Source organism: Streptomyces sp. NPDC090499 (assembly GCF_044769305.1).
Classification (GTDB): Bacteria; Actinomycetota; Actinomycetes; order Streptomycetales; family Streptomycetaceae; genus Streptomyces.
The window spans coordinates 377367-402127 of the sequence record NZ_JBIVXP010000008.1; the positions used below are offsets into that span (position 1 = coordinate 377367).

Below are 24761 nucleotides of genomic sequence, written 5' to 3' on the forward strand. Positions count from 1 at the left end.
CGACCGGGGGCCGTCCGCCGTGGCGGGAGGACCGGGCGAACTCAGCCGTGCTTGACGGTCAGACCGTAGAACGCGACCCGGGCGCCGTTGGTCGTGCTGTCGGAGGACGACTGGTTGTACGAGCCCGCCTTGAAGTACTGCTTGTACTGGTTGAAGGAGGATGGGATGGCGTAGTGGGTCGTGGTGCCGTTGACCGTCAGGTCGATGGTGTTCCCGCCGGAGACCGCGATGGTGTACGTCCAGGTCTTGCCGATCGACACGTGTCCCACGCCGTGCGTGGTCTGGCCGCCGTCCGGGGAGTTCTCGGTGCCGAGGACGATGTCGCCGTTGGAGTGGTAGTAAAGCTCCAGCAGCGGCTTGGTGGAGGAGCCGCCGGTGCCGAGGTGGATCTGGCCCACGCAGACGTTCTTGGTCACCGAGACCACCCGCAGCGTCGCGCTCAGCTTGTGACTGCCGCTCAGCGACCAGTTGGCGGCGCTGCCGTCCCGGTTCATCTCGCGCAGTTCGGAGCGGGCGTAGTTGGAGTTCGGGGTGGTGACGCCCTTCTCGGGCGCCCAGAAGGTCATCGCCCCGTCACGGGTGTCGGTGTAGAAGTACGCGTCCTGGTAGCCGTTCGCGCCCTGCAGCCGGGACGAGGGGATGGTGGTCGGCGAGCCGGGGGAGCCGACCGGCTCCTGGAGCTGCCATATGGACAGGTCGAAGTTGCCGCCGGGCGCGACGTTCGGGTCCGCCGCGTCCGCGCTGCCGCCGAGCAGGACGGTGACGGCGAGGGCGAGGCCCGCGGCGGTGGGCGCCGCGAGCAGCCGGGAACGGTTCACGTGGGGGGTCCTTTCGTCAGAAAGCTGCGTCCGGAACTCACCTGACATTCATGTCTGTGAACTCCGGACGCATTCGTAACTGTCGATGACCCGAGAAGCTAAAGGTCCGGACCAGCCCCGTCAAGGGGTCAGCAGGCGCCCTCGTCCTGCCAGGGGCCCCACTCCGAGGCGCCGGGCACCTCGTTCTGGGTCCACCACTTGGCCTTCCAGTTGTGGCTGTTGTACGAGACCTCGTTCCCCGCCGTGTACACCGCCGTCGCGCTCCAGGCGGTCTTGCACGAGGTGGGCGTGGGTGTCGGGGTCGGGGTGGGGGTGGGGGTGGTGGTCGGCGGGGTGACCCCGGCGAACTTCACCGAGTACTTGGCGAAGTCCCAGGCGCTCTGCGCGACGCTGGAGCAGGTCCCGGACGTGGTGCCGTTGTTGTCGACCGGGGTGCACTGGCGGTCGCGGTTCAGGGACCAGAACGTGAAGCGATCCATGTTGTGGCTCGTCGCGTAGTCGAGCACGGTCTGGAAGTCGGCCTGGGTGAAGTACTCGCCGGTGTCGCTGCGGCCGTTCATCCCGGAGAAGCCCTCGTGGGCGTAGGCGGTCGCCTGGTCCCAGCCGAAGGTGGACTGCAGGATCGCGTTGAAGTTGGTGAGCGCGCTGGTCTGCGAGGCCGCCCCGCTGAACCCGCCGTCGAACGGCATGATGGAGAAGTTGTTGGGCGTGAACCCCTGCGACTTGGCCTCCAGCAGCATCTGCTTGCCGAACCAGCCGGTGCCGTCCGCCGTGCCGGCCGTCGTCACCGACACGTACAGGCCGGGGTTGTTCTGCTGGAGGATCTTCGCGGCGCCGATCTCGTTCTTGATCGCCGCGGTGTTCTCGTACTCCGGCTCCTCCAGGTCGAAGTCGATGGCGTGCAGCCCGTACTTGGTGATGACCTGCTGGTAGGCCGCCGCGGTGGAGGCCGCGTCCGCGCAGGTCTGCCCCAGCTTGGTGCCGCCGTAGCCGCCGATGGAGACGGAGACGTCACCGCCCTTGGCCCGGATCGTGTTGATCACCGACTGGACGGCGGTGTCCGAGGAGACCGCCGCGGTGCCGCCCCAGGTGGGCGAGCAGCCGCCGCCGTTGGGGGCCAGGACGAACGCCAGCTGGAAGGCCTTGAGGCCGCTGGCGTCCATGATGGCCGCCGCGTCCGGCGGGTTGTTGTCCAGCGGCATCAGGTAGGGGGCGGCGGCGTACCACCGGTTGCTCAGCGCGGTGGTCGCGCCCGAGGCGTTGCTCGCGACGAGCGCCGTGGTGCCGGCGGCGGCGAGGGTGACGGCGGCCGCCGCGCCCAGACATGCGCGAAGGGGTCTCACTGGTGCCTCCAGGGGGCCGGGGAGGTGTGGGGTGGGCCCCAGCTTCCGCAGATGTCGCGGTCACGTCAATGAATTGGACTGGACCAGAGCTCACTTTGGACTAGACCATACGATTTCTTTACCTCTCGGGGCGGAGCGGCTCCAGCGTCCCGAACCGCACCTTCACGCCGGGCGACCAGAGCACGCTGACCGGCGGTCCGTCCATCGCCGGCAGGCCGGCCGCCTCCACCAACTCGTCGTCCAGATCGAGGAGTTCCGCGCGGTGCAGCGGCCAGGGCGCGTGCTCGTTCGGCAGGTGCGCGGTGCGGCCGTGCCAGGTCACGTGCAACCCCCAGCGCGCGGTCAGGAAGTGCTCCAGCGGCGAGGGCTCGGTGACCGGCGCCCCGATCCGCACGACCGCCCGGCTCACGGCCGCCGGGCGCCGCCGCCGGCAGGTGTAGGTGATCACATCGCCCTCGCGGCGCAGCCGCATCGCGGACCAGACGTACGGCAGCCGGAACCCCAGCCGGCCCACCAGCACCGGGAGCAGCCGGGTCGCGTCCAGGGACCTGAACACCACCGCGCGCCGGCCCTGCCCGTCCACCGAGTACAGCCGTACGTTCGTCTCGCAGAAGGTGCCCAGATACGGCAGTCCCGGCCCCGGCCCGAAGCCCGTGCCCCGCATCAGGAACGGGACGAGCCCGACGTAGGTGACCCCGTCCAGGGTGTCCGGCCGGGTGCCGGCGGGCAGCAGCCCCGCCACCTTCTCCGGCGCCACCGGCCAGTGCAGAAAGGTCAGTTGGTGCCACCCCTGCACCATCGTCGGCAGCCGTACGGGCCGCGGGGTGGACGGGGTTACGGGCTCGGTCGCCACGGTCTCCATGGCACCGGTGATAGCACGCCAGTGCGAGCCGACGGGGGCGTTCCGCGAGACCGGGGCGGAGCCGTTCCCGCCGGTTCGACTCGGCGGGCGACGACCCCCTGATCAGGACTTCCGGGCCGCTCGGCGCGGTAGCACGGGTAAACTGTGGGCCACACGCAGGCCTTGAGAAGGAGGAGCCGGGATGCCGCCGCACAGCTCTTCCGCGGCCGCGGTCCCGGGCGACGGCGACGGACCCGGCGAGCCGCCCCCCGTCCGGCAGGCGCTGTCGGACAGCGTGTACGAGAGCATCAAGGCGATGGTCATGGACCACGAGATCGCCCCCGGCGCCCGCGTCGGCATCGACGCGCTCTCCCGCACCCTCGGCGTCTCGCCCACCCCGGTCCGGGAGGCGCTGGCCCGGCTGGAGTCCGACGGCCTCGTGGTCAAGCGCGCCCTGTCCGGGTACCGGGCCACGGAGCTGCTGACCCGTCAGGGCCTCGCGGAGCTCTACGAGATGCGGCTGCTGCTGGAACCGCGGGCCGCCGCCCTGGCCGCGGCCAACGCCACCGAGGAGCAACTCGACGGTCTGGAACGGATCGTGGAGGAGATGCAGGACCAGCCCAGCCCCGACGGACGGTACGCGTCCTACCGTGACTTCGCCGCCCTCGACCAGCGCTTCCACGAGGCGATCGGACAGGCCGCGCACCGGCCGCTCCTCGCGGATGCCGTGCAGCGCCTCCACGCGCACCTGCACATCTTCCGGCTCGGCGACGTCGTCGGCGCCGGCGGCCCGACCGTCGCCGAGCACGACCGGATCGTCCGGGCCGTGCTCCGCCGCAACCCCGATCGCGCGGCCGAGGCGATGACCGAGCACCTCACCCGCAGCATGGAACGCCAACTCCAGGACGACGGCGGCGAGGATGGCGGCAGCGAGGAGCGCGGCGAGGTCGGCGGCGGCGTCGCCGGGCCGGCTACGCCGTGAGGAACACCTGTTCCGCGGTCGCCCACCACTCGCCCGGGCCCGGCCGGACCGTCCGCCTCACGGGCGCACCGCGTCGCGGTCGTGGATCAGGCGGATGATGCGACCGCTCATCCGGTCGTAGTCCCGGTCGTTGTCGACCTCGCCGCGGACGCGGTGGTCGGTCATGACCACGATCCGGTCGGCGAGGGTGACCGTCTCCGCGAGGTCGCTGCTGATCAGCAGGATGGGCAGCCCGCCGTCGGCCAGGTCCCGGATGAGTTCGTGGAAGGCGCGTTTGGTACGGACGTCGACGCCCACCGTCGGCTCGTCCACGACCAGCAACCGGGTGTCGGCGGCCAGCCACTTGGCGAGGCTGACCTTCTGCTGGTTGCCGCCGGAGAGCTCACCGGCGTTCTGCGCGAGCCCGGTGATCCTGATGCCGAGCCGGTCGACGAGGTCCTGGGCCACTGCGCGCTCCTCACCCGCCGGAACGAACCCGAGCGCCCTGGCCAGCCGCTTCCACACCGTCACCGTGATGTTGCGGACGATCGGCTGCTCCAGGAAGACGCCCTCCTCCTTGCGGTTCTCGGTCACGTAGCCGATGCCGAACTCGTGCAGAGCCTGGCGGGGCGAGCCGATCCGGACCGGCCTGCCGTGCACCCGGACCTCGCCCGCGGTGATGCGGTCCAGGCCGAGCACCGCCTTGACCAGCTCGCTGCGCCCGGCGCCGACCAGCCCGTACAGGCCGACGATCTCCCCGGGACGCACGGCCAGACCGATGTCCCGGTGCCCGCCGGCCGTGGCGACCCCGTCCAGCTCCAGCACCGGCGCCGCGGACCGGTCGACCGTGCGCGGGCGCATCTCGGCGGCCGCGTGGGCGCGGCCCACCATCAGGCTCACGATGTCGTCGTGCGAGTGGTCGGCAAGCGGCGCGGACTCCAGCACCGACTTCCCGTCCCGCAGCACGGTGACGGTGTCGCAGAGGGCGAAGACCTCCTCCAGCTTGTGGCTGACGAAGACGACACAGGCGCCGCGCCCGGTGAGCCGCCGGACCGCCTCGAACAGCCGCTCCGTCTCCTCCGGGGAGAGCGACGCGGTGGGCTCGTCCAGCAGCAGCACCCGGCTCTCGGTGTACAGGGCCTTGGCGATCTCCACCAACTGCTGCTGGGCGACGGACAGTTCACGCACCGGCCGGGCCGGGTCGAGGTCGACACCCAGCTCGGTCAGGCAGGCGACGGCCGGTGCGGTCATGGCGGCGTGGTCGACCAGTCCCCGGCGCGCGGGCGGCTTCTGCAGAGTGATGTTCTCGGCCACCGAGAAGCCCGGGACGAGGTTGCGTTCCTGGTGGACGACGCCGATGCCGGTCCGCGTCGCCTCAAGGGGAGAGCGCAGCCGGACCGGTTCACCGCACCAGGCGAGGGTGCCGCCGTCGGGGGAGTGCACCCCGGTCAGGACCTTGATGAGGGTGGACTTGCCGGCGCCGTTCTCACCGAGGAGCGCGTGCACACTGCCGGCGGTCAGCCGCAGCTCCACGCCGTCCAGGGCGCGGACCCCGGGGAAGACCTTCACCAGGTCGTGGCATTCGAGGAGGACCGTGCTCATCGGGCGGCTCCCGGCTGTGGTGACGGCGTGGCGGCGGCCTGCGCCAGCCGCGTCCGGTGCAGGTGCCCGCCGGCGACCGTGCCGAGGACGACCAGGCCGATCAGCAGGTTCACCCAGCTCGGGTCCAGCGAGAACTGGGCGCGGGCCGCGTCGATGAGCCGGGTCACGAAGGCCGCGAGCACGGTCCCGAACACCGCGATGGAACCCCCGGTGAGGGCGACCCCGCCGATGATCGGCGCGGCGAAGCTCGGCAGCAGCCAGTCGCCGCCGACGCTGCGGTTCACGCCCGGCAGCGAGGCGGTCGCCGTCACCGCAGCCACCCCGACCAGCAGCCCGGACAGGGTGTGCGCGGCCACGATCTGCCGGTCGGTCGAGATGCCCGACAGCCGGGCGGCCAGCGGGTTGCCGCCCGCGGCGAGCAGTCGCCGTCCCGCGACCGTGCGGTACATGAACGCCGCCAGCAGGACCGCCGCCACGACCGCCGTGACGAAGACGAGCGGGACGTCCAGCGGTGCCGCCGTGCCCAGGTCGCGCAGCGTGGACGAGTAGCCGTCGACGGTCCGGGTGCCGACGAGCCGGTACTGCGCGCCCAGGAGGATCGTCATCGTGGCGAGGGTGACGATGAAGCCGTTGATCTGCGTGGCCACGATGACGACACCGGTCACCAGGCCGACGGCGGTCGCGGTCAGCAGTCCCGCGAGCACGGCGACCGGGGCGGGCACCCCGTGGTCGGCCATCAGGACGCCCGTCAGGCAGGCGGTGAAGCCGCCCAGGGCGCCGACCGCGAGATTGAGCTGGCCCACGCAGAGCGCCACCATCTGGGCGAGGCCGATGAGGACCGGGGTGGCCAGGTACTGGAGGAAGACCCGCACCGAGGCGCCCTCGAAGAAGGAGCCCGACGACGCCACCTCCAGCACCACCGCCCCTGCCACGACGACCACCAGCAGCATGGCCGCCGTCGTACGGGAGAACCGGTGCAGCGCCGCGGCGGCCCGGCTCTGCGGGTCGCGGATCGTGCTCGTCCGGCTCATGTGGTTCATGGGGTTCATGCCGTTCATGTGGAGCGCACCACCTTGCGATAGGACACCACGGTGCGGATCCGGTCGGCCGACAGGGCGAGCAGCAGGATGCAGCCGAGGTAGATGTTCAGGCTCTCCAGGCCGACGCCGAGCAGGTCGAGCCCCTTGCGGATCACGCCCACCAGTGCGGTGCCGAGTAGCGTGCCCAGCACGGACACCACCCCGCCGGTGAGCAGGGTGCCGCCGAGCACCGCGCCGAGGAAGGACGGCAGCATGAAGTCGTCGCCGATGGAGGCGCGGAACGTACCGGTGCCGGCCGCGGCCATGAACCCGGCGAGCGCCGCGAGCAGCCCGGAGAGGGTGTGGGCGAGCAGGATCCGGCGTCCGGTGGGGATGCCGGACAGCTCGGCGGCGGCCGGGTTCGCCCCCGTGAGGAGCAGCTCCCTGCCGACGCGGGTGCAGCCGTACAGGAAGCCGAGGCCGAGCATGGCGAGCACGGTGAACTGGGCCAGCTGCGGGACGGCCGGCGAGCCGCAGACCGGGCCCACGCAGATGTCGGCCAGCGAATAGGACCGCAGGGCGTCGATGCCGGCCGGGCGGCTGGTGAAGGCGGCGTCCTCGGTGAGGGCCGAGTACATGAGGGAGACCAGGCCCAGCAGGGCGAAGTCCATCGCCAGTGTGACGACGAAGGAGCTCACCCCGGTACGGGCGATCAGCCAGCCGGTGACCGCGCCGATCGCCGCGCCCGCGGCCAGGCACAGCAACAGGCCCAGCTGCATGGGCAGCTGCAGCCTGTCGTACCCCAGGCCCGCGAACATGGCGCCGAAGGCCGCCATCCGGCCGACCGCGAGGTTCATGTGCCCCACGGACAGGGCGACCGTCTGGGCGAGCGCCACCACGGTCAGCGTGGCCACGTCCCGCAGCAGTGGGAAGAGCACCAGACGCTGGTCGAGGAAGGCGGGCCGCAGCGCGCCGAACAGGACGCTCAGGGCGATGACCAGGACCAGCAGACCGAGCCGCTGGTTGACCCAGAACGGCATCCGGTGACCGGCCGTCTTCGCCTCCGGGACGGTGTCCGGGGGACTGACGGAGGCGGTCATGCCACCCTCCGGTCGTCGAGCGCGTCCTGGTCCCAGTCGATGCCGATACCCGGCTCGTCCGGGGCCACGGCGAGACCCTCGCGGATGGCCAGCTCGGTCCGGGTCACGGCCCGCAGCTGCGGGATGTACTCGACGAAGCTGCCGTTGGGCACCGCGGCGGCGAGGCTGACGTGCAGTTCCATCAGGAAGTGCGGGCAGACCGCCACGTTGTGGCTCTCCGCCAGGTGCGCGACCTTCAGCCACGGGGTGATGCCGCCGATCCGGGCCGCGTCGACCTGCACGACGGAGGCGGCACCCGTCTCCAGGTAGCTGCGGAACTGCATCAGCGAGTACATGGACTCGCCGACCGCCACCGGGATCCGGGTCGCCCGTGCCAGCCGGGCGTGGCCGCTGATGTCGTCCGCGGGCAGCGGCTCCTCCAGCCAGTACGGGTCGTACGGCTCCAGCGCGGCCGCGAGCCGGAGCACCGAGGACGCGGTCTGGGACTGGTTGGCGTCGGTCATGACGTGCAGCGTGGGCCCGACCGCCTCGCGTACCGCGCGCAGCCGCTCGGCGTCCTCGGCGGGATGCGGCCTGCCCACCTTGATCTTGACGCCGGCCCAGCCCGCCTGCTGGGCCCGCAGGGCGCCCTTGACCAGATCCTCGGTGCTCAGGTGGAGCCAGCCGCCCTCGGTGTCGTAGACCGGCACCTCCCGGCGGTGCCCGCCGGCCAGCCGCCACAGCGGTTCCCCGGCCCGCCTGCAGCGCACGTCCCACAGGGCGGTGTCCACGGCGGCGAGGGCGAGGGAGGTGATGGCGCCGGTGGTGGTCGCCCGGGTCAGGGCGAACAGCCGCTGCCACAGCGCCTCGACGTTGCGGGCGTCCTGCCCGACGAGGGCGGGCAGCAGATGGTCCCGCAGCAGGGCCAGGACGGAGGTGCCGCCGGTGCCGATCGTGTACGCGTAGCCGGTGCCCGCGAGACCGTCCGCCGTCGTCAGGTCGACCAGGATCGTCTCCTGCTTGACGAAGGACTGCACCGCGTCGGTGCGGTCCGTCTCGACGGCGATGTCGACCAGCCGGGCGGCCGCGGTCGTGATGATGGTCATCGATGTCCGTTCTCTTTCGGGCGCTGAGGGCTTTTCTTCGGGTGCCGAGGGTTCTCAGGGCTCTCAGGGTTCTCAGGGCTCTTCGGGGTCCTTCGAGGCGGTCAGCCGCACGAGAGGTACTTGTCGGCGAACGCCGTCTTCAGCTGCCGGGTCTTCTGCTGCCGCGCCGCGTCGTAGTCGGCGACGTTCGCCTTGGTGACGACGAACGAGCCGGAGTCGACCGCCACCCCGGGGTCGCGCATGGTGCACTGCTTCGTCTGGAGCAGCGCGAGCGCCCAGGTGCCGATCTCGGCCTGGCCGGTGGGGTTCTGCACGACGGTCGCCGTGACCGTGCCCTGCCTGATGCCGCTCAGGATCTTGGCGTCGTCGTCGATGGCGACGACCTTCGCCTTCGAGCCGGACGACTTCACGGCGTCGGCCGCGGCGACGGCCGGGTTGTAGGCGGTGGCGACGATGCCGGTGATCTGGCCGCCCTTGGCCGCCATGAGGTCGGACACCGCCTTCTGGGCGGTCTGCAGATCCGTGTCGATGTCGGTGACGGTCTGCAGGAGCTTCACCCTGCCGCCGGACTCCTTGACGGCCCGGGCCACGCCCTTGATCCGCAACTGGGTGTTGGCGTCGACGTTGTTGCCGGTCAGATGGACCAGCGTGCCCTTGCCGCCCATGGCCGTGATGGCGGCCTTCGCGGCCCTGTAGGCGGCGAGTCCGACGTCCGTGGAGAGGCAGAAGTCGGCCTCGTCCTCGTCGCCGGCCGGGCAGGAGCCGAGGGACGCCACCGGGAAGCCCTGCGACCTGAGGTCGGCGAAGGTCGTGTTGATGTCGGTGGGGGAGACCCCGAACACCCCGAAGGCGTTGTAGCCGCGGGCCGCCAGCGTGGACAGCAGGTTGTTCTGCTTCTGCTGGTCCCACTCCGCCGTCTCGTCGAAGGTGACGTCGCCGAGGCCGTAGGCCTTCTTCGCGGCGGCCCCCGCGGCCTTCCACGGCTGGAAGTACGGGTGGGCGCCGCCGGGCACCAGGGCCACCCTGGTCCCCGACCCGTCGGCCAGGTCGGCGCCGTCGCCGGTGTGTCCGGCCGCCGGGGCCTGCCCGGCGGCGGGTGCGGGTGCGTTGCGGTAGGTGCAGGCCGCGGTCCCGGCAGCGAGCAGTGTCGCCGCGAGAACCCCGGACAGGACGGATCTGGTCGGGAACTGCATCGCCCACCCCTTCCGGATCAGATAGGAAATCGATGCGGTGATCGTGGGACAGGCGGGTGTGCGCGTCAAGGTCTGCGACAAGAACCGTTTCCATCTGGGTTGATTCGACAGATGGCGATTCCCGTGTCGCGAGAGGGGAGGAATCGGAAGAAAATCCTATAGGAAACACTCGATCGCGGCAGGGTCGGGCGGAGCTGGTCGCCGCGCGGCCCAACTCGGCGCGCCTGTGCGGCAGTTCGCCCGCGATCCGGTCGCGCACGACTCTGGTCGCCGCTCCCACCATGGGCTACCGTCGGTAACACCCTGCCGTCCCCGGCAGTCCCCGTCGTGTCTCCCGCACCGCCCGCATCCGTACGGAAGGCAACCCCCCATGGAGAATCCCAGAGCAGGCGCAGCCGCGCCCGAAGGCGCCGAGCAGTCGTCCCGGTTCACCCGCCGCCAGGTGCTGACGGTGGCCGGCGGCGCGCTCGCCGGCATGACTCTCGGCCAGGCCGGGGCGTTCGCCGCCGAGTCGCAGGACGCGGACGCGATCGTCGTCGGCCACGGTCTCGCCGGCCTGGTCGCCACGGCCGAACTCGCCGCCGCCGGCCGCAAGGTGCTGCTGCTCGACCAGGAGCCGGAGGCGAGCCTCGGCGGCCAGGCCTTCTGGTCCTTCGGCGGGCTGTTCTTCGTCGACTCCGACGAACAGCGGCTGATGGGCGTGAAGGACTCCCACGACCTCGCCTGGCAGGACTGGCTCGGCACGGCCGGATTCGACCGGGGCGTCGAGGACCCGGACGGCCAGGACCACTGGGCCTACAAGTGGGCCGAGTCGTATGTGGACTTCGCCTCCGGCGAGAAGCGGTCCTGGCTCTCCGGGCTGGGTGTGCAGTGGTTCCCGATCGTGGGCTGGGCCGAGCGCGGCGGCGGCCTCGCCGACGGCCACGGCAACTCCGTGCCCCGCTTCCACGTGACCTGGGGCACCGGCCCGGCCGTCGTCGAACCCTTCGAGAAGAAGGTCCGCGCGGCCGTCGCCGCCGGCAAGGTGACCTTCAAGTTCCGGTACCGGGTCGACGAGCTGGTGACGACCGGCGGGGCGGTGACCGGGGTGCGCGGCGCGGTCCTGGAGCCCAGCAGCGCGGCCCGCGGCACGCCCAGCAGCCGTACCGTCGTGGGCGACTTCGAGCTGCGGGCCCCGGTCGTCGTGGTCACCTCGGGCGGCATCGGCGCCAACCACGACCTGGTACGGCAGAACTGGCCTGCCCGGCTCGGCACCCCGCCCAAGTTCATGGTGACCGGCGTGCCCGCGCACGTGGACGGCCGGATGCTCGGCATCACCGCACAGGCGGGCGGCCGGATCGTCAACCCCGACCGGATGTGGCACTACACCGAGGGCCTGCGCAACTACGCCCCGATCTGGCCCAACCACGGCATCCGCATCCTGCCCGGCCCGTCCTCCATGTGGTTCGACGCCAAGGGCCGCCGCTTCGGCACGCCCGACATCCCCGGCTACGACACCCTGCACACCCTCGGGTCGATCACCGCCTCCGGCTACGACTACTCGTGGTTCGTCACCACCCAGAAGATCATCGCCAAGGAGTTCGCGCTCTCCGGCTCCGAGCAGAACCCCGACCTGACCAACAAGAACGTCTGGCAGCTGCTCTCCCGGATCTGGCAGACCCCGGAGCCCATCGAGAAGTTCAAGAACAACGGCGCCGACTTCGTGGTCGCCGACAACCTCACCGACCTCGTCACCGGCATGAACAAGCTGACCGGCGACAACCTCATCGACCTCGCCGACCTGAAACGGCAGATCGAGGCCCGCGACCGGGAGATCGACAACCCGTACTCCAAGGACGTCCAGGTCCAGGGCATCCGCAACGCCCTCAGCTACATCGGCGACTCGCTCAGCCGCACCGCGCCGATCCACAAGATCCTGGACAGCAGCGCCGGCCCGCTGATCGCCGTCCGGCTGAACATCCTCACCCGCAAGACCCTCGGCGGCCTCCAGACCGACCTCTCCGGACGCGTCCTGGACAGCGGCGGCTCGCCGGTCCCCGGCCTGTACGCGGCCGGTGAGGTCGCCGGCTTCGGCGGCGGCGGGGTGCACGGCTACCGCTCGCTGGAGGGCACCTTCCTCGGCGGCTGCCTCTTCTCCGGCCGCGCGGCGGGCCGTGCGGCGGCCGCGGCGACGGCGACCTGACGGCGCCCGCCGGACGGCGATCCGGCGGCGAACCGACGGAAAGGGCCGGGAAAGTCCGAGTCACCCACCCCCAACCTGCCCCGACAGTGGCACCCTTGACAGCGTGCGTACTGTTTCGCGACGTTTGAGCGACACCTCCGGACCGGCGACCCCGTCGCCGGTCCCGGAACGAAGGTGTACAGCGGGGAACAGGAGCTGTTCGTAGAAACGGCAGAACGCGGAACACGCGTTATGGGGGGAGCGGTCGCCCATGCGATCCAGAGGCCAGTGCAGTCATGCTTCACACACCTCGTCGGCCGAGGGGCGGTTGATCTGAGGTGGACATCACGATCCACAGACCCGGCGAGCTGACCGAGCCGCTCCGCCGGGCCTGGCACCACGCGATGGACGAGTCGCCGGAGTACGCAAACCCTTTTCTGGCCCCGGAGTTCACGATCGGCGTCGGCAAGCACCGGGCCGGCGTCCGGGTGGCGGTCCTGCGCGAGGGCGGGGAACCCGTCGGCTTCCTCCCGTACGAGCGCAACGCCCTCGGCGTCGGCCGGGCCGTCGGCCTCGGCCTCTCCGACTGCCAGGCGCTGGTGCACCGGCCCGGAGTGGGCTGGGACGCCCAGGAAGTGCTGAGCGCCTGCGGGATGTCCATCTTCGAGTTCGACCACCTGGTCGCCGAGCAGAGACCTTTCGCCCCCCATTTGACCGGCACCTTCGCCTCGCCGGTGATCGACGTGAAGCCCGGCGACGGCGGCTACCCCGAGTGGCTGCGCGCCACCTACCCCGGCCTGGCGAAGACCACCCTGAAAAAGGAGCGGCGCCTCGGCCGCGACATCGGCGACCTGCGCTTCGAGCCCGACGAGCGCGACCCCGCGGCGCTGCGCACCCTGATGCGCTGGAAGTCCGCCCAGTACCGGCGGACCGGCCGCATGGACCGCTTCGCCCGCCCGTGGATCGTCGACCTCGTGGACCACCTCTTCCACGTCCGCGAGGAGCACTTCACCGGAGTGCTCTCCGTGCTCTACGCCGGCGACCGGCCGGTGGCCGCGCACTTCGGCCCGCGCTCGGCCACCGTACTGGCCGCCTGGTTCACCGCCTACGACCCCGACCTGCACTACTACTCACCGGGGCTGATGATGCATCTGCGCACCGCGGAGGCGGCGGCCCGTGGCGGTGTCACCCTCGTCGACCTGGGGCGCGGCGACAAGGAGTACAAGGACTGGCTCAAGACCCGCGAACTGCGGGTCGGCGAGGGCTTCGCCACCCGCGCCCATCCGGTGGCCGCGGCGCACCGCCTGTGGCGCCGGCCGGTCCGCGGGCTGCGGAACACCGTCCTCGCCCATCCCCGGCTGCGCGACCCGGCGGACCGGCTGCTCAAGACGGTCGGCACACTCCGGGCGTCCCGCCGCCCGGACGGTATGCGCGAGGGGTGAACCGACCCGTCCGGCGGCGTCCGGCCGTGCCCGGCCGCCGCCGCGGCGTCCGCTCGCCCACCGTTCGCACTATGATCCTGTAAAGGTAAAAACCTAGGGGTTTGCCCTGGTAAGGATGAAGCCTCGGCCGGAGTGATCCATGCCCCGCAAGCGCGCAACGGACGACGACGAGCTGCTGGCCAGACTGAGGTCGCTCACCGCCCAGGCACGCGAGCGGGCCGAGTACCAGCGCTCCCAGGTGGAGCTGGCCGTCGCCCTCCAGCGCGGCATGCTGCCCCGGGACCTGCCCGACACCCCCCGCTTCCACCTGGCCGTCCGGTACGCGCCCGCCTGCTTCGGACTCAACGTGGGCGGCGACTGGTACGACGCCTTCACCCTGCCCGACGGCCGTATCGGCCTGTCCATCGGCGACGTCCAGGGGCACAACATCGAGGCGGCCGCCTTCATGGGCCAGGTCCGGGCGGCCTTGCGGGCGCTCGCCACGGTGACCGGCGGGCCCGGCGAACTGCTCGCCCGTACCAACGACCTCCTGGTGTCCCTGGGCAGCGACCTCTTCGCGACCTGCACCTTCATGCGGCTCGACCCGGAGACCGGGCTGCTGGAGAGCGCCCGGGCCGGCCACGTCCCGTTCGTGTGGGCCACCGCCGACGGAAAGTCCGGCCTCGGGGAGGACGAGGGCGGCCCGCCGCTGGGCATCGGACCGGGCATCGAGTACCCCGTGGCCCGTCACCGGCTCACCACCGGCGGCATGGTCGTGCTGCTCACGGACGGGGTGGTGGAGGGGCCGTCGATGCCCATCGAGGAGGGGCTCGACCAGGTGGTGCGGCTCGCGGGAGTCGCCGCCGTCGCCGGCCTGGAGGCGCAGTCCCTGGCCGCCGCCGTGATCAAGGGCGCGGAACGGGTGGGCCACGAGGACGACGCGGCCGTGCTGGTCCTCGGCCACGACGACCCGGACGACGTCCGGCCGTAGCCTCCGGGCACCGGAGGGCGTCCGCCGGGCCGGGTGCGCGTGCTTCCCGCCTCGCCGAGGCGGCCGCCTCGGTGTGTGATGTCTGGTGTGGTGGGTTACCGGGAGCTGCGCCGGCCGGCCGTCCTCGCCCTCCGGACGCTGGCGGTAGCCACCTGCTACTTCGCGGCGGGACGGCTCGGTCTGCTGTGCCGGCTCACCGTCCAGGGTGCCGTCTTCACCCCGGTCTATCCGTCGACCGGCGTGGCGCTGGCCTGTCTGCTGGTCTTCGGCCTGGGCTGCTGGCCGGGCGTCTCGCTGGGCGCCTTCCTCCTCGTGCTGTCGCTCGGCCCGCCCGGGCTCGACGTCGTGGGCATCATCGTCGGCAACACGGCGGGACCGGTCTGCGCCTGCGTGATGCTGCGCCGGGCCGGCTTCCGCACCGACCTGGGCAGGCTGCGGGACGGCCTCGCCCTGGTGTTCCTCGGGGCGCTCGCCGCCATGCTGGTCAGCTCCACCGTCGACGTGGTCGCCCTGCTCCTCGTCGGCAAGCTCGCCGCGAGCCACTTCTGGTCGATCTGGCTGGCGTGGTGGGTGGGGGACGCGATGGGCGTACTGATCGTCACCCCGGTCCTGCTGGTGCTGTGGGAGGCCCGCCGGCCCCCGTCCGCGGCCCGTTGGAAGGAGGCGCTGGCCCTCGCGGCCGTCACGGTCGTCCTGGTCACGGTGGCCACGCACAGCACCATGAGCGCGCTGTTCCTCGTCTACCCGGTGGTGATCTGGGCCGCGCTGCGGTTCCGGCTGGCGGGGAGCATGCTGTGCGCCCTGTTCACGTCGGTCATGGCGGCGATCGCCGCGAGGGACGGCGTCGGCGCGTTCGCCCGGCTCTCCCCGGTGCAGGTGATGCTGAAGCTGCAGCTGTTCAACGGCTCGCTGGCGCTGACCGCACTGCTCCTGTCCGCCGTCATCACCGAGCAGCACAACACCCGGCGCTCCGTCGAGGAGGCCTGCAAGGAACTCGCCGAGGTTCTGGAGCACCTCACCGCGCACGGCTCCCCGGCCGGGCGGTCCCCGCCGCAGGCGGAACCGCGGCGCGAGCGCGGCCCGCGGTGACCGACGGCACGGGGGGACCGGGCGAGCCGCCCGGTCCCCCCGTGGAAGGACGCCGGTCCGGGATCAGACCGTGCCGCTCGCCGTGATCTCGACCTTGGCCTTGGGAGCGCCGCTCTGGGAGCCGTAGCCCTCGATCCTGTCGACGATGTCCTGGCCCTCGACGACCTCACCGAAGACGACGTGCTTGCCGTCCAGCCACGACGTCACGACGGTGGTGACGAAGAACTGCGAGCCGTTGGTGTTCTTGCCCGCGTTGGCCATGCTCAGCAGGTACGGGCGGTCGTGCTTGAGCTCGAAGTTCTCGTCCTTGAACTTCTCGCCGTAGATGCTCTTGCCGCCGGTGCCGTCACCGCGGGTGAAGTCACCGCCCTGGAGCATGAACTGGGGGATGATCCGGTGGAAGCCGGAACCGGCGTACCCGAAGCCGTGCTGCCCGGTGGCGAGCTCACGGAAGTTGCGGGCCGTGTCGGGCACCACCTTGTCGAACAGGCTGAACACGATCCGGCCGGCCGGCTCGTTGTTGATCGAGATGTCGAAATAAACGTTGTCGCTCATGCAGGTCAACCTATCGCGAACCGCTCCGCGGTCCCTCCTGTGGGGCCGTACGGCCCGCGGTGTCGGGGCGCCGGGGCCGCTCAGGAGCCCACCGGGGAGTCCGGGAGTTCGCGGCAGTCCCGGCGGAGCGCTCAGTGGCGCCGCTCCAGCCGGTCGAGCACCGCCTGCGCCATGGCCGCCTCGCCCTTCGCGTTGGGGTGGGCCGGGGCCGCCGGCGAGGTCGGCTGCAGGGGCTCGATCCAGCGGTCGGCGGGCGCCTTGCACATGTCGTGGCCGACGGTCGGGCCGTAGGTGTCCACGTACCGGGCACCGTTCCAGGCGGCGACCAGGCGCAGCATGAGGTTCAGCCGCTTGCCGGTGTCGCGGAGGTAGGGGAAGTCCTTGGCCGCGAACGGCACCGTCGGGTAGCAGCCGCTGCCGTCGTCGGGCAGCAGGTCGGGGTAGCCGACGACCAGGATCCGGGCGTGCGGGGCGCGGGCGCGGATCGCCCGCAGCACCTTGTCGACCTTGGGCGCGGTCTGCGCGATCCTGACCGTCAGCTGGTCGGTGCCGGACGCGTTGTAGTACTGCTGGCAGGGGTTGCCCGTCAGGTCCTTGGAGCTGAGGGCCGCGCAGGTGCCGATGATCGAGCTGAACCCGACGTCGTTGCCGCCGATCTGGACGGTCACCAGGTCGGTGCTCCGCTGCACGGCGTCGAGCTGGGGGCCGTTGGTGCCCTGTGCCTTCCACATCTCGGCGGTGGTCGCGCCGCTGCAGCTCACGTCCTTGAAGGCGCTCACGTGCCGGGCGGCCGCCACCAGTGACGGGTAGTTGTGGTCGGACCGGGCGCAGTTCGCGTCGACCTGCGTCGGGATGAGCGGGCCCGCGGTGTAGGAGTCGCCGAGCGCCACATAGCCGGTGCCGCGGTCGTGGCCGGAGCCGTGGCCGCCGCCGTGCGCCGCGGCCGGTGCCGTGGACGCGGCCACCAGGGCGCAGCCGCCCAGCGCCGCCGCCACGGTGGCCCTCCGCCGGTGCCGTCTCGCCGAACCGTCGGACGGGATGCCGTACGCCATGCAGATCCCCCCTGGAACCAGGACGCGTACGGAACCGGTCCCGACGGGCGGCCCGCACGCGTGTGTCGGGGGTCTGTATACCGCCCGGTAGGAGTCCGTAGCCAGAGGTCGGACGCAAGGAACTGGATCGAGTAACCAGCCCTGCCCGTAAGGACATCCGCTCCGGGCAACGGCCCGGTGGCACCCCCGGCGATTGAAGATGGAAACCGATCGGTTTACTATGGCCGGGAACCGAGGGAACCGATCGGTTTCCGATCTCTGTGCACGTCTGGAGCGTGAGTGTCATGACCGCGATCAAGGATTCCGTCGTCCTCGTCACCGGCGGCAGCCGCGGCGTCGGAAAGGCACTGGTGGAGGAGTTGTACGCGCGCGGCGCCGGCAAGGTCTACGCCACCGCCCGCGACCCGCGCTCCGTCACCCACCCCGACGCGGTGGCGCTGCCCCTGGAGGTCACCGACCCCGCCTCCGTGGCCGCCGTCGTCGAGCAGGCGCAGGACGTCACGGTCCTGGTCAACAACGCCGGGATCGCCCTCGGCACCCAGTTCCTGACCTCGCCGCTCGACGACATCCGCCGCGAGTTCGAGATCAACTTCTACGGCCCGCTGCTGCTCGCCCGCGACTTCGTCCCGGTCATCGAGCGCAACGGCGGCGGCCACGTCCTGAACGTCCACTCGGTGCTGTCCTGGCTCGCCGAGGGCGGCGCCTACAGCGCCTCGAAGGCGGCCTTCTGGTCGCAGACCAACAGCCTGCGCCTCGCGCTCAAGCCGCGCGGCATCGGCGTCACCGGCCTGCACATGGGCTACGTGGACACCGACATGGCCGCGCACGCCGACGGGCCGAAGGCGAAGCCCGAGGACATCGCCGCGGCGGCCCTCGACGGTGTCGAGTCGGGCGCCCACGAGGTGCTCGCCGACGACATCACCCGCTGGGCCAAGGGCGCCCTGTCGGGCGACCTCGCCGCCATGTACGCGCAGCGCGGCCTCTGACGGCGTCCGGCGTTCGTCCCGCGGCGGTCCCGGTGACCTGCCGCGGGGCCGCGGCGGCTGAGAAATCCGCTCCCGAAGGCTTGTCGCGCAGTTGCCTCACCACTTAAATCAAAACCTGAACTAAGCCGTGGGTCGCGGTCGTTGTCCGCGCCCCCACGTCCACTTCAGGGAGCCGCTGATGAGACGACTGAGATCCTTGGGCGTAGTGCTCGCCGCCATGGCGGCGCTGCTTGCCCTGCCCGCCGCCCACGCGCCGGCGGCCCATGCGGCCGACGCCCCGCTGTCGCAGGGGAAGACGGCCACCGCCTCCTCCGAGGAGAACGCCGGGACCACCGCCGTGAACGCGGTCGACGGCAACACCGGCACCCGCTGGTCGTCCGCCTTCACCGACGACCAGTGGCTCCAGGTCGACCTCGGCGCCACCGCCCAGGTCAGCCAGGTGGTCCTCAACTGGGAGACCGCCTACGGCAAGGACTACAAGGTCCAGATCTCCGCCGACGGCAGCAACTGGACCGACCTGCAGTCCGTGACCGGCGGCGACGGCGGCACCGACACCCTCACCGTCTCCGGGCAGGGCCGCTACGTCCGGATGCTGGGCGTGCACCGCGCCACCCAGTGGGGCTACTCGCTCTGGGAGTTCCAGGTCTTCGGCACCACCACCGGCACGCCCCCGGTCCAGGGCGGCGGCGACCTCGGCCCCAACGTGATCGTCGTCGACCCGTCCACGCCGAACCTCCAGGCCAAGTTCGACTCCGTCTTCGCCCAGCAGGAGTCGGCCCAGTTCGGCACCGGCCGCTACCAGTTCCTGCTCAAGCCGGGCACCTACAGCGGCATCAACGCCCAGATCGGCTTCTACACCTCGATCTCCGGGCTGGGCCTCGACCCCGACGACACCCAGATCAACGGTGACGTCACGGTCGACGCCGGCTGGTTCAACGGCAACGCCACCCAGAACTTCTGGCGTTCCGCGGAGAACCTCGCCATCACGCCGTCGAACGGCACCGACCGGTGGGCCGTGGCTCAGGCGGCCCCCTTCCGCCGCATCCACGTCAAGGGCGGCCTCAACCTCGCCCCGAACGGCTACGGCTGGGCCTCCGGCGGCTACATCGCCGACTCGAAGATCGACGGCACCGTCGGCCCGTACTCCCAGCAGCAGTGGTACACCCGCGACAGTTCGGTCGGCGGCTGGACCAACGGCGTCTGGAACATGACCTTCTCCGGCGTCCAGGGCGCACCCGCGACCGACTTCGCCACCGGCTCCTACACCACGCTGGACAACACCCCGGTCTCGCGCGAGAAGCCGTTCCTCTACCTCGACGGCAACGACTACAAGGTCTTCGTCCCGGCCAAGCGCACCAACGCCCGGGGAGTCTCCTGGCCGGCGAACGCGGGCACCTCCATCCCGCTGGACCAGTTCTACGTCGTCAAGCCCGGCGCCACCGCCGCCACCATCAACCAGGCCCTCGCCCAGGGCCTCAACCTCCTCTTCACCCCGGGCATCTACCACCTCGACCAGACCATCAACGTCACCCGCGCCAACACCGTGGTCCTCGGCCTCGGCCTCGCCACCCTGGTCCCGGACAACGGCGTCGACGCCATGCACGTCGCCGACGTCGACGGCGTCAAGCTCGCCGGCTTCCTCATCGACGCGGGCACCGTCAACTCCGACACCCTGCTGCGGATCGGCGACCCCGGCTCCACCGCCGACCACTCCGCCAACCCCACCTCCATGCAGGACGTGTTCGTCCGCATCGGCGGCGCCGGACCCGGCCTCGCCACCAACTCGGTCGTGGTCAACAGCAACAACGTCATCATCGACCACACCTGGCTCTGGCGCGCCGACCACGGCAGCGGCGTCGGCTGGGACACCAACCGCGCCGACTACGGCCTGCGCGTCAACGGCAACGACGTCCTCGCCACCGGCCTGTTCGTCGAGCACTTCAACAAGTACGACGTCTACTGGAACGGCGAACGCGGGCGCACGATCTTCTTCCAGAACGAGAAGGCGTACGACGCCCCGAACGCCGCCGCCATCACCCACGACGGCGTCGTCGGCTACGCGGCCTACAAGGTCGCCGACACCGTGACCACCCACGAGGCGTGGGGCCTGGGCAGCTACTGCAACTACACGGCCGATCCGACGATCGTCCAGTCCAACGGCTTCCAGGTGCCGACTGGTTCGGGGATCAAGATGCACGACCTGCTGGTGATCTCCCTCGGCGGCATGGGCCAGTACGCCCACGTCGTCAACACCACCGGATCGCCGACCTCGGGGACCAGCACGACCCCGTCCAAGGTGGTCCAGTTCCCGTAGCCGGGCAGGTCCGGCCGGTCCGGGCCGGGCCCGGTCAGGCCGTCCGCCGCCGTGCCGTGCGCAGCAGCAGCCGTCGCGCGGGCCGTTCCACGCCCTCGTAGAGGAGCCAGGCCAGGCCCAGCGCGACGGCGAACGCGGCGACGGCGACGGTGGCGCCGGTGAACAGCGGGAAACGCGGGCGGGTGCCGAGCAGGTGGGTGCCCGCCCGCAGCACCAGCAGATGGACCATGTAGAAGGCGAACGACAGCTCGCCGAGGCGGACCAGCCACCGGCGCCGCCACAGTGAGGGCAGCCCGTGCAGGTCCGCGACGGCCGCCGCCGGGATGAGCAGCGCGAAGCCCGTGATGGTGCACGCGGTGGCCGCGTACTCGTCGGTCACCTGGGGGACCAGGAAGTAGCCGATGACCGCCAGCGCCAGCGAGGCCTCCAGACCCGGCCCGCGCCACCGGCCGAGCAGCACGAGCCGGGCGGTGGCCGCGCCCAGCACGAACTCGGGCAGCCGGGCCGCCGGGAAGGAGCTGATCGGCTGCGCCCACCAGTGGTGCGCGTCCGTCCAGGCCAGCGCCAGCACGGTCAGCACGGCCAGCGCGGCCAGCGCCGTGGCGCCCCGCCCGCCCAGGCGGCGCAGCAGCAGCGCCAGCAGCGGGAACGCGGCGTAGAAGAAGGCCTCGCAGGCCAGCGACCAGCTGACCGGGTCCAGCGTCTGCCACCACGGCCGCCACCAGGAGTGCACCAGGAACACGTCGGCCAGGCCCTGCAGCAGGGTCGGCCTCGGCTGGCGGGGCAGCGTGCAGACCATGACCAGCGCGAGGGCGACGGTGACCAGGTGCACCGGGTAGACCCGGGCGATCCGCCGCCACCAGAAGCGCGTCGCCCGGTCGCCCGGCCGCGCCGACCACATCAGGACGAACCCGGACAGGATGAAGAAGAACGACACCCCCGAGGCACCGGCCTCGAACCCCCAGGACACGATGCGGCCGCCGGTGCCGCCGAAATAGCGGAAGTTGTGCACGTGCAGCCCGAAGACCAGCAGCGCGGCCATCCATCTCAGCCCGGTCAGGGAGGGCAGTGCGGGGGCGGGGGCGGACGGCAGGGGGCGGGCGGGTGGCGCGGCGGCCGGAGCGGTCGGAGGGGCCTGGGTCGCCGTCGTCATCGAGTCACCTGCCGGAGGGTTCGCGCGTGGAGCATGAAACGGAGCGTTGCCCGTTCCACGCCTTTCATTCCGGCCTCGTACGAAACATCACACCAACGCCGAGGCGCATCCTCGGCCATCCGGGCCGTCACTCCCGCCGCGCCCCGCACCCGCCGGAGTGGCGCCTTGACCCGCGCCTTTGGGGAGCGGGCGGTACGCCGGAAGACGGGGGCACGGACGGATGACACCGGCCGCCGCCGCGTTGACGCTGCAAGCAGGGCGGGCAGACTCGGCTGCGCCCCGAAGGGGTGCGGGGAACTGCGCGATCCGCCACGACGGCGCTGCAGACGACCGACGACATGACGCGGCACTTCGAGCTGAGCGCTCAGCGGGTGGTCGCCGTGGCGACGGCGCTCGCCCGTTCCTCGGGCGGGATGTCCCGGGCCGCGGACGGGACGGCCGTCGAGGGAGCCGTCGACGGGGCCGTCGACGCCCCCCGGGCAGGCCCCTGTGTGGTCTCCCGTCGGGTCGGGGTGACGCTCGGGCGCGGACTGGGAGTCCCCGACGCCGGGGACTCCGAGGGGCGGTGCGGGGCGGTGGGGGTGGCGGCCGGCGGGGCGAGGGGCACCTGCGGAGAGACGGGCGCCGCGGGGGCCGTCAGATGCAGCGACAGAGTGACGCAGACGGCGACGGCACAGGTCACCCCCGCTCCGGCCGCCGCGCGGACCAGGCGGCGACGGCTCGCGGCGCGCCGGATCACCTCGTAGCGGCCCGGCGGCGGACCCAGGCGGGCGGCCGGGGGCCGCAGGATGACCGTCAGGGGGTCGTCGGGGCCGTCGAACTCGGGCTCGTCGTCAAAGCGTGTGGTCAAGGCTTCTCCTCAGATGACCGCGGAGCAGTTCTCGGGCCGCGTGCAGATCGGCCTTGACGGTTCCCTCCTTGCGCCCGGTCAGCTCGGACACCTCCCGGATCGGCATGTCAGCGTAGTAGTGCAGCAGGATCGGCACCCGCAGCCGCTCGGGCAGCGACTGCACCAGCAGGCGTACCGACGGATCCGCCGGTTCGGCGTGCGGGCGGATCGCGGCCTCCGTGCCGGCCCGGCGCACCGCACGGCGCTCGCGCTCCAGCCTGCGCCAGTGGTCCCGGACCAGGTTGGCCGCGGTGACGTAGAGGAAGCCGCGGGGCTCCTCCACCTTCGCCCACCGGGCCCACAGCCGGGTGAAGGCCTCCGAGGCGATCTCGTGCGCCGTCTCGTCGTCGTCGACCAGCCGGCGGCACCAGCCGGCCAGGCGCGGGTACAGGGCGGCGAACAGCTCGGAGGCCGCCGTGTCACGGGACCGTTTCAACGTTCTCCAGGGTCGTGGGGGGAGCTCGTCCGGCTCGTCAGGGAGGATGCGGGACCGGTGGCGTACGTTCCACCGGTCCCGCATCCGCTCCGGCGGGTCAGGAGGCCGTGCCGGTCAGCGTGGCGAAGACGATCACGTTGTCGAGGTAGCCGTCGCCGCCGCGCGGGCCGCCGCAGGTGATCAGCCGCAGCTCCGGGCGGTCCACGTCCCCGTACACGTCCTCGGTCGGGAACGCGGCCTTGGCGACCGTACGCACCTTGTCCACGGTGAACACAGCCGACCTGCCGTTCTCCAGGCGCGCCACGGCCTGCTCGCCCCGCCGCAGCTCCGCGAGCCGGCGGAACACCCCGTCCCCGTACGCGCCGACCGTGACATGGCCGAGGATCACCGACGGCCCGGTCTGTCCCGGCGTGGGGGAGTACCGGTACCAGCCCGCCCGGTCGTGCGCGGTGACCGGCGGCACCTGCACCGTGCCGTCGGCGGCCAGGCCGAGCCGCAGCAGCGGGGTGTCGACCCCGATCGCCGGGATGCGCAGCCGGACCGGCGTGGACCGGCCCAGTGCGGCGGGCGTGCCGGAGGCGGCGGTGGCCGTGGCCGGCGGCGAGGTCGCCGGACGCCGGTGGGCGGCCGGGGCCGTCGGGTCCGGTGCCCGGCCCGCGCATCCCGCCAGCAGCGAGGCCGTCGCGGCGGTGACCAGGGTGCGCCTGGAGAGGGGGGTCATGCCCCGGTCGCCCGGCGGCGACGGACGGCGAACACCGTCGCGCCCGCGGCGAGCACCGCCGCTGCGCCGCCGCCGATCAGCGCGTTCTCGGAGCCGGAGCCCGAGGACGGCTCCGTCACCCCGGTGTCGGGCGCGCCCTGCGGCACCGCCGAGACCTGGCGGGAGTCCCGCGTCGGCGCGGGGGTCGAGGCCCGGGACGCGACGGCGGACGGCGCATCGGACGGGACGGCGGACGGCGCGGCGGAGGCCTCGGCGGACGGCGCCACGGTGGCGACCGGGCTCGGGGCGGTGCCGTCGGCGAACGCGGGCACCGTGCCCGCCAGGACGGCGGTGCAGGCGAGTGCCGTGGCGCTCAGGACAGTTCGGCGCATGAGGACGCTCTCTTTCGTCGGCCCGCCGTGGTCGGGGCGGGCTGAGTTACGGATCGAGCGGAGAGACGACCCGGCACCGGGGCAGGTTGTAAAGAGATGGCAAAGTCGAGGGAGCGGGTGGCGCGGCGGGTGACGGGTGGGGCGGGCGTTGGCCGGTTCGCCACCAGACTTGAGTGGTTTGTTTTCTTGAATCACTCGTGTTTATGGCGATAGGTTGGCGCCATGACCGCCTCCCAGCCCCCGACGACCGCCGATGAGCTGCGCGGTGCCGGCCTGCGGGTGACGGCCGCCCGGGTCGCGCTGCTGGAGACCGTCCGCCACGGCGACCACCTCGACGTCGAGGCCATCGCCTCGGGCGTCCGCGAGCGGGTGGGCCACATATCGCTTCAAGCCGTGTACGACGCGCTGCACGCGCTCACCACGGCGCGACTCATACGCCGCATCGAACCGGCCGGCAGCCCGGCCCGCTTCGAGGGGCGTGTCGGCGACAACCACCACCACGTCCTGTGCCGGTCGTGCGGTGCCGTCGCCGACGTCGACTGTGCGGTCGGCGACGCCCCGTGCCTGACCGCTTCGGACGACCACGGCTTCGCGATCGACGAGGCCGAGGTCATCTACTGGGGCCTGTGCCCCGCCTGTTCCACCGTCAGCAGTTCCTGA

General features: G+C 71.9%; 23 protein-coding genes. 8 read left to right on the forward strand and 15 right to left on the reverse strand.

The window, feature by feature from the left end:
• Positions 1-41 precede the first annotated feature (41 nt).
• The 3 genes from ACIQVL_RS29280 to ACIQVL_RS29290 all read right to left on the reverse strand — a co-directional run bounded on the left by ACIQVL_RS29280 (position 42) and on the right by ACIQVL_RS29290 (position 3023).
• Positions 42-818: a polysaccharide lyase family 7 protein gene (locus ACIQVL_RS29280; protein ID WP_403476791.1), complete on the reverse strand. Its 777-nt coding sequence runs from the start codon at positions 816-818 to the stop codon at positions 42-44.
• A gap of 128 nt (positions 819-946) precedes the next feature.
• A complete protein-coding gene (locus ACIQVL_RS29285; protein ID WP_403476792.1) occupies positions 947-2161 on the reverse strand; it encodes a carbohydrate-binding protein in 1215 nt (404 codons plus the stop codon).
• Between the two features lie 118 nt (positions 2162-2279).
• On the reverse strand, positions 2280-3023 hold the full coding sequence (locus ACIQVL_RS29290; protein WP_403476793.1) for a YqjF family protein: 744 nt from the start codon (positions 3021-3023) through the stop codon (positions 2280-2282).
• A 181-nt stretch (positions 3024-3204) separates the two neighbouring features.
• Between ACIQVL_RS29290 and ACIQVL_RS29295 the strand changes: the two genes are divergently transcribed.
• Complete coding sequence (locus ACIQVL_RS29295) at positions 3205-3984, forward strand: GntR family transcriptional regulator (protein WP_403476794.1); 780 nt, start codon at positions 3205-3207, stop codon at positions 3982-3984.
• 57 nt (positions 3985-4041) lie between these two features.
• On the opposite strand, the gene ACIQVL_RS29300 is transcribed toward ACIQVL_RS29295, so the two are convergent.
• The 5 genes from ACIQVL_RS29300 to ACIQVL_RS29320 all read right to left on the reverse strand — a co-directional run bounded on the left by ACIQVL_RS29300 (position 4042) and on the right by ACIQVL_RS29320 (position 9962).
• Positions 4042-5565, reverse strand: coding sequence for a sugar ABC transporter ATP-binding protein (locus ACIQVL_RS29300; protein WP_403476795.1), 1524 nt, complete (start codon positions 5563-5565; stop codon positions 4042-4044).
• Positions 5562-6614 carry an ABC transporter permease gene (locus ACIQVL_RS29305; protein ID WP_403476833.1) on the reverse strand — a complete coding sequence of 351 codons (1053 nt, stop codon included), beginning with the start codon at positions 6612-6614 and terminating at the stop codon, positions 5562-5564. Before ACIQVL_RS29305 ends, ACIQVL_RS29300 begins: the two co-directional genes overlap by 4 nt.
• Positions 6615-6619: 5 nt before the next feature.
• The gene (locus ACIQVL_RS29310) at positions 6620-7684 is read right to left on the reverse strand and encodes an ABC transporter permease (protein ID WP_403425828.1); all 1065 of its coding nucleotides are present in this window, start codon (positions 7682-7684) and stop codon (positions 6620-6622) included.
• Complete coding sequence (locus ACIQVL_RS29315; protein ID WP_403476796.1) at positions 7681-8769, reverse strand: mandelate racemase/muconate lactonizing enzyme family protein; 1089 nt, start codon at positions 8767-8769, stop codon at positions 7681-7683. The genes ACIQVL_RS29310 and ACIQVL_RS29315 overlap by 4 nt, the downstream gene beginning before the upstream one ends.
• Positions 8770-8870: 101 nt before the next feature.
• Positions 8871-9962, reverse strand: a complete 1092-nt coding sequence (locus ACIQVL_RS29320) for a sugar ABC transporter substrate-binding protein (protein WP_403425824.1) — start codon at positions 9960-9962, stop codon at positions 8871-8873.
• Between the two features lie 370 nt (positions 9963-10332).
• Here ACIQVL_RS29320 and ACIQVL_RS29325 point away from each other — a divergent pair, with 370 nt between their 5' ends.
• From ACIQVL_RS29325 to ACIQVL_RS29340, 4 genes are all read left to right on the forward strand, one after another.
• Entirely contained in the window at positions 10333-12144 is a 1812-nt protein-coding gene (locus tag ACIQVL_RS29325; RefSeq protein ID WP_403425822.1) for an FAD-binding dehydrogenase, read from the forward strand.
• A gap of 317 nt (positions 12145-12461) precedes the next feature.
• Positions 12462-13565, forward strand: a complete 1104-nt coding sequence (locus ACIQVL_RS29330; RefSeq protein WP_403476797.1) for a GNAT family N-acetyltransferase — start codon at positions 12462-12464, stop codon at positions 13563-13565.
• Positions 13566-13704: 139 nt separating this feature from the next.
• Positions 13705-14535, forward strand: coding sequence for a PP2C family protein-serine/threonine phosphatase (locus ACIQVL_RS29335; protein ID WP_403476798.1), 831 nt, complete (start codon positions 13705-13707; stop codon positions 14533-14535).
• Between the two features lie 78 nt (positions 14536-14613).
• On the forward strand, positions 14614-15624 hold the full coding sequence (locus ACIQVL_RS29340) for an MASE1 domain-containing protein (protein WP_403425816.1): 1011 nt from the start codon (positions 14614-14616) through the stop codon (positions 15622-15624).
• A gap of 63 nt (positions 15625-15687) precedes the next feature.
• Here the strand turns inward: ACIQVL_RS29340 and ACIQVL_RS29345 are convergent, their stop codons facing one another.
• Both ACIQVL_RS29345 and ACIQVL_RS29350 read right to left on the reverse strand, forming a co-directional pair.
• Positions 15688-16179: a peptidylprolyl isomerase gene (locus ACIQVL_RS29345; protein ID WP_403425815.1), complete on the reverse strand. Its 492-nt coding sequence runs from the start codon at positions 16177-16179 to the stop codon at positions 15688-15690.
• Positions 16180-16310: 131 nt separating this feature from the next.
• Positions 16311-17231, reverse strand: a complete 921-nt coding sequence (locus ACIQVL_RS29350) for an SGNH/GDSL hydrolase family protein (protein WP_403476799.1) — start codon at positions 17229-17231, stop codon at positions 16311-16313.
• Positions 17232-17515: 284 nt separating this feature from the next.
• On the opposite strand from ACIQVL_RS29350, the gene ACIQVL_RS29355 reads away from it, so the two are divergent.
• Together ACIQVL_RS29355 and ACIQVL_RS29360 are read left to right on the forward strand one after the other, a co-directional pair.
• A complete protein-coding gene (locus ACIQVL_RS29355) occupies positions 17516-18217 on the forward strand; it encodes an SDR family oxidoreductase (RefSeq protein ID WP_403425810.1) in 702 nt (233 codons plus the stop codon).
• Between the two features lie 178 nt (positions 18218-18395).
• Complete coding sequence (locus ACIQVL_RS29360; protein WP_403476800.1) at positions 18396-20531, forward strand: discoidin domain-containing protein; 2136 nt, start codon at positions 18396-18398, stop codon at positions 20529-20531.
• Positions 20532-20565: 34 nt separating this feature from the next.
• Here the strand turns inward: ACIQVL_RS29360 and ACIQVL_RS29365 are convergent, their stop codons facing one another.
• The 5 genes from ACIQVL_RS29365 to ACIQVL_RS29385 form a co-directional block, all read right to left on the reverse strand.
• Positions 20566-21684: an acyltransferase family protein gene (locus ACIQVL_RS29365; RefSeq protein ID WP_403476801.1), complete on the reverse strand. Its 1119-nt coding sequence runs from the start codon at positions 21682-21684 to the stop codon at positions 20566-20568.
• A 364-nt stretch (positions 21685-22048) separates the two neighbouring features.
• Positions 22049-22534: a hypothetical protein gene (locus tag ACIQVL_RS29370; RefSeq protein WP_403476802.1), complete on the reverse strand. Its 486-nt coding sequence runs from the start codon at positions 22532-22534 to the stop codon at positions 22049-22051.
• Positions 22518-23009, reverse strand: a complete 492-nt coding sequence (locus tag ACIQVL_RS29375; protein ID WP_403425802.1) for an RNA polymerase sigma factor — start codon at positions 23007-23009, stop codon at positions 22518-22520. The genes ACIQVL_RS29370 and ACIQVL_RS29375 overlap by 17 nt, the downstream gene beginning before the upstream one ends.
• A 97-nt stretch (positions 23010-23106) precedes the next feature.
• Positions 23107-23730, reverse strand: coding sequence for a class F sortase (locus ACIQVL_RS29380; protein ID WP_403425800.1), 624 nt, complete (start codon positions 23728-23730; stop codon positions 23107-23109).
• Positions 23727-24101 carry a sortase-dependent protein gene (locus ACIQVL_RS29385; RefSeq protein ID WP_403425798.1) on the reverse strand — a complete coding sequence of 125 codons (375 nt, stop codon included), beginning with the start codon at positions 24099-24101 and terminating at the stop codon, positions 23727-23729. The genes ACIQVL_RS29380 and ACIQVL_RS29385 overlap by 4 nt, the downstream gene beginning before the upstream one ends.
• Before the next feature lie 222 nt (positions 24102-24323).
• Here ACIQVL_RS29385 and ACIQVL_RS29390 point away from each other — a divergent pair, with 222 nt between their 5' ends.
• Positions 24324-24761 (forward strand): Fur family transcriptional regulator, encoded by a 438-nt coding sequence (locus tag ACIQVL_RS29390; RefSeq protein ID WP_351714790.1) that lies wholly within the window; start codon positions 24324-24326, stop codon positions 24759-24761.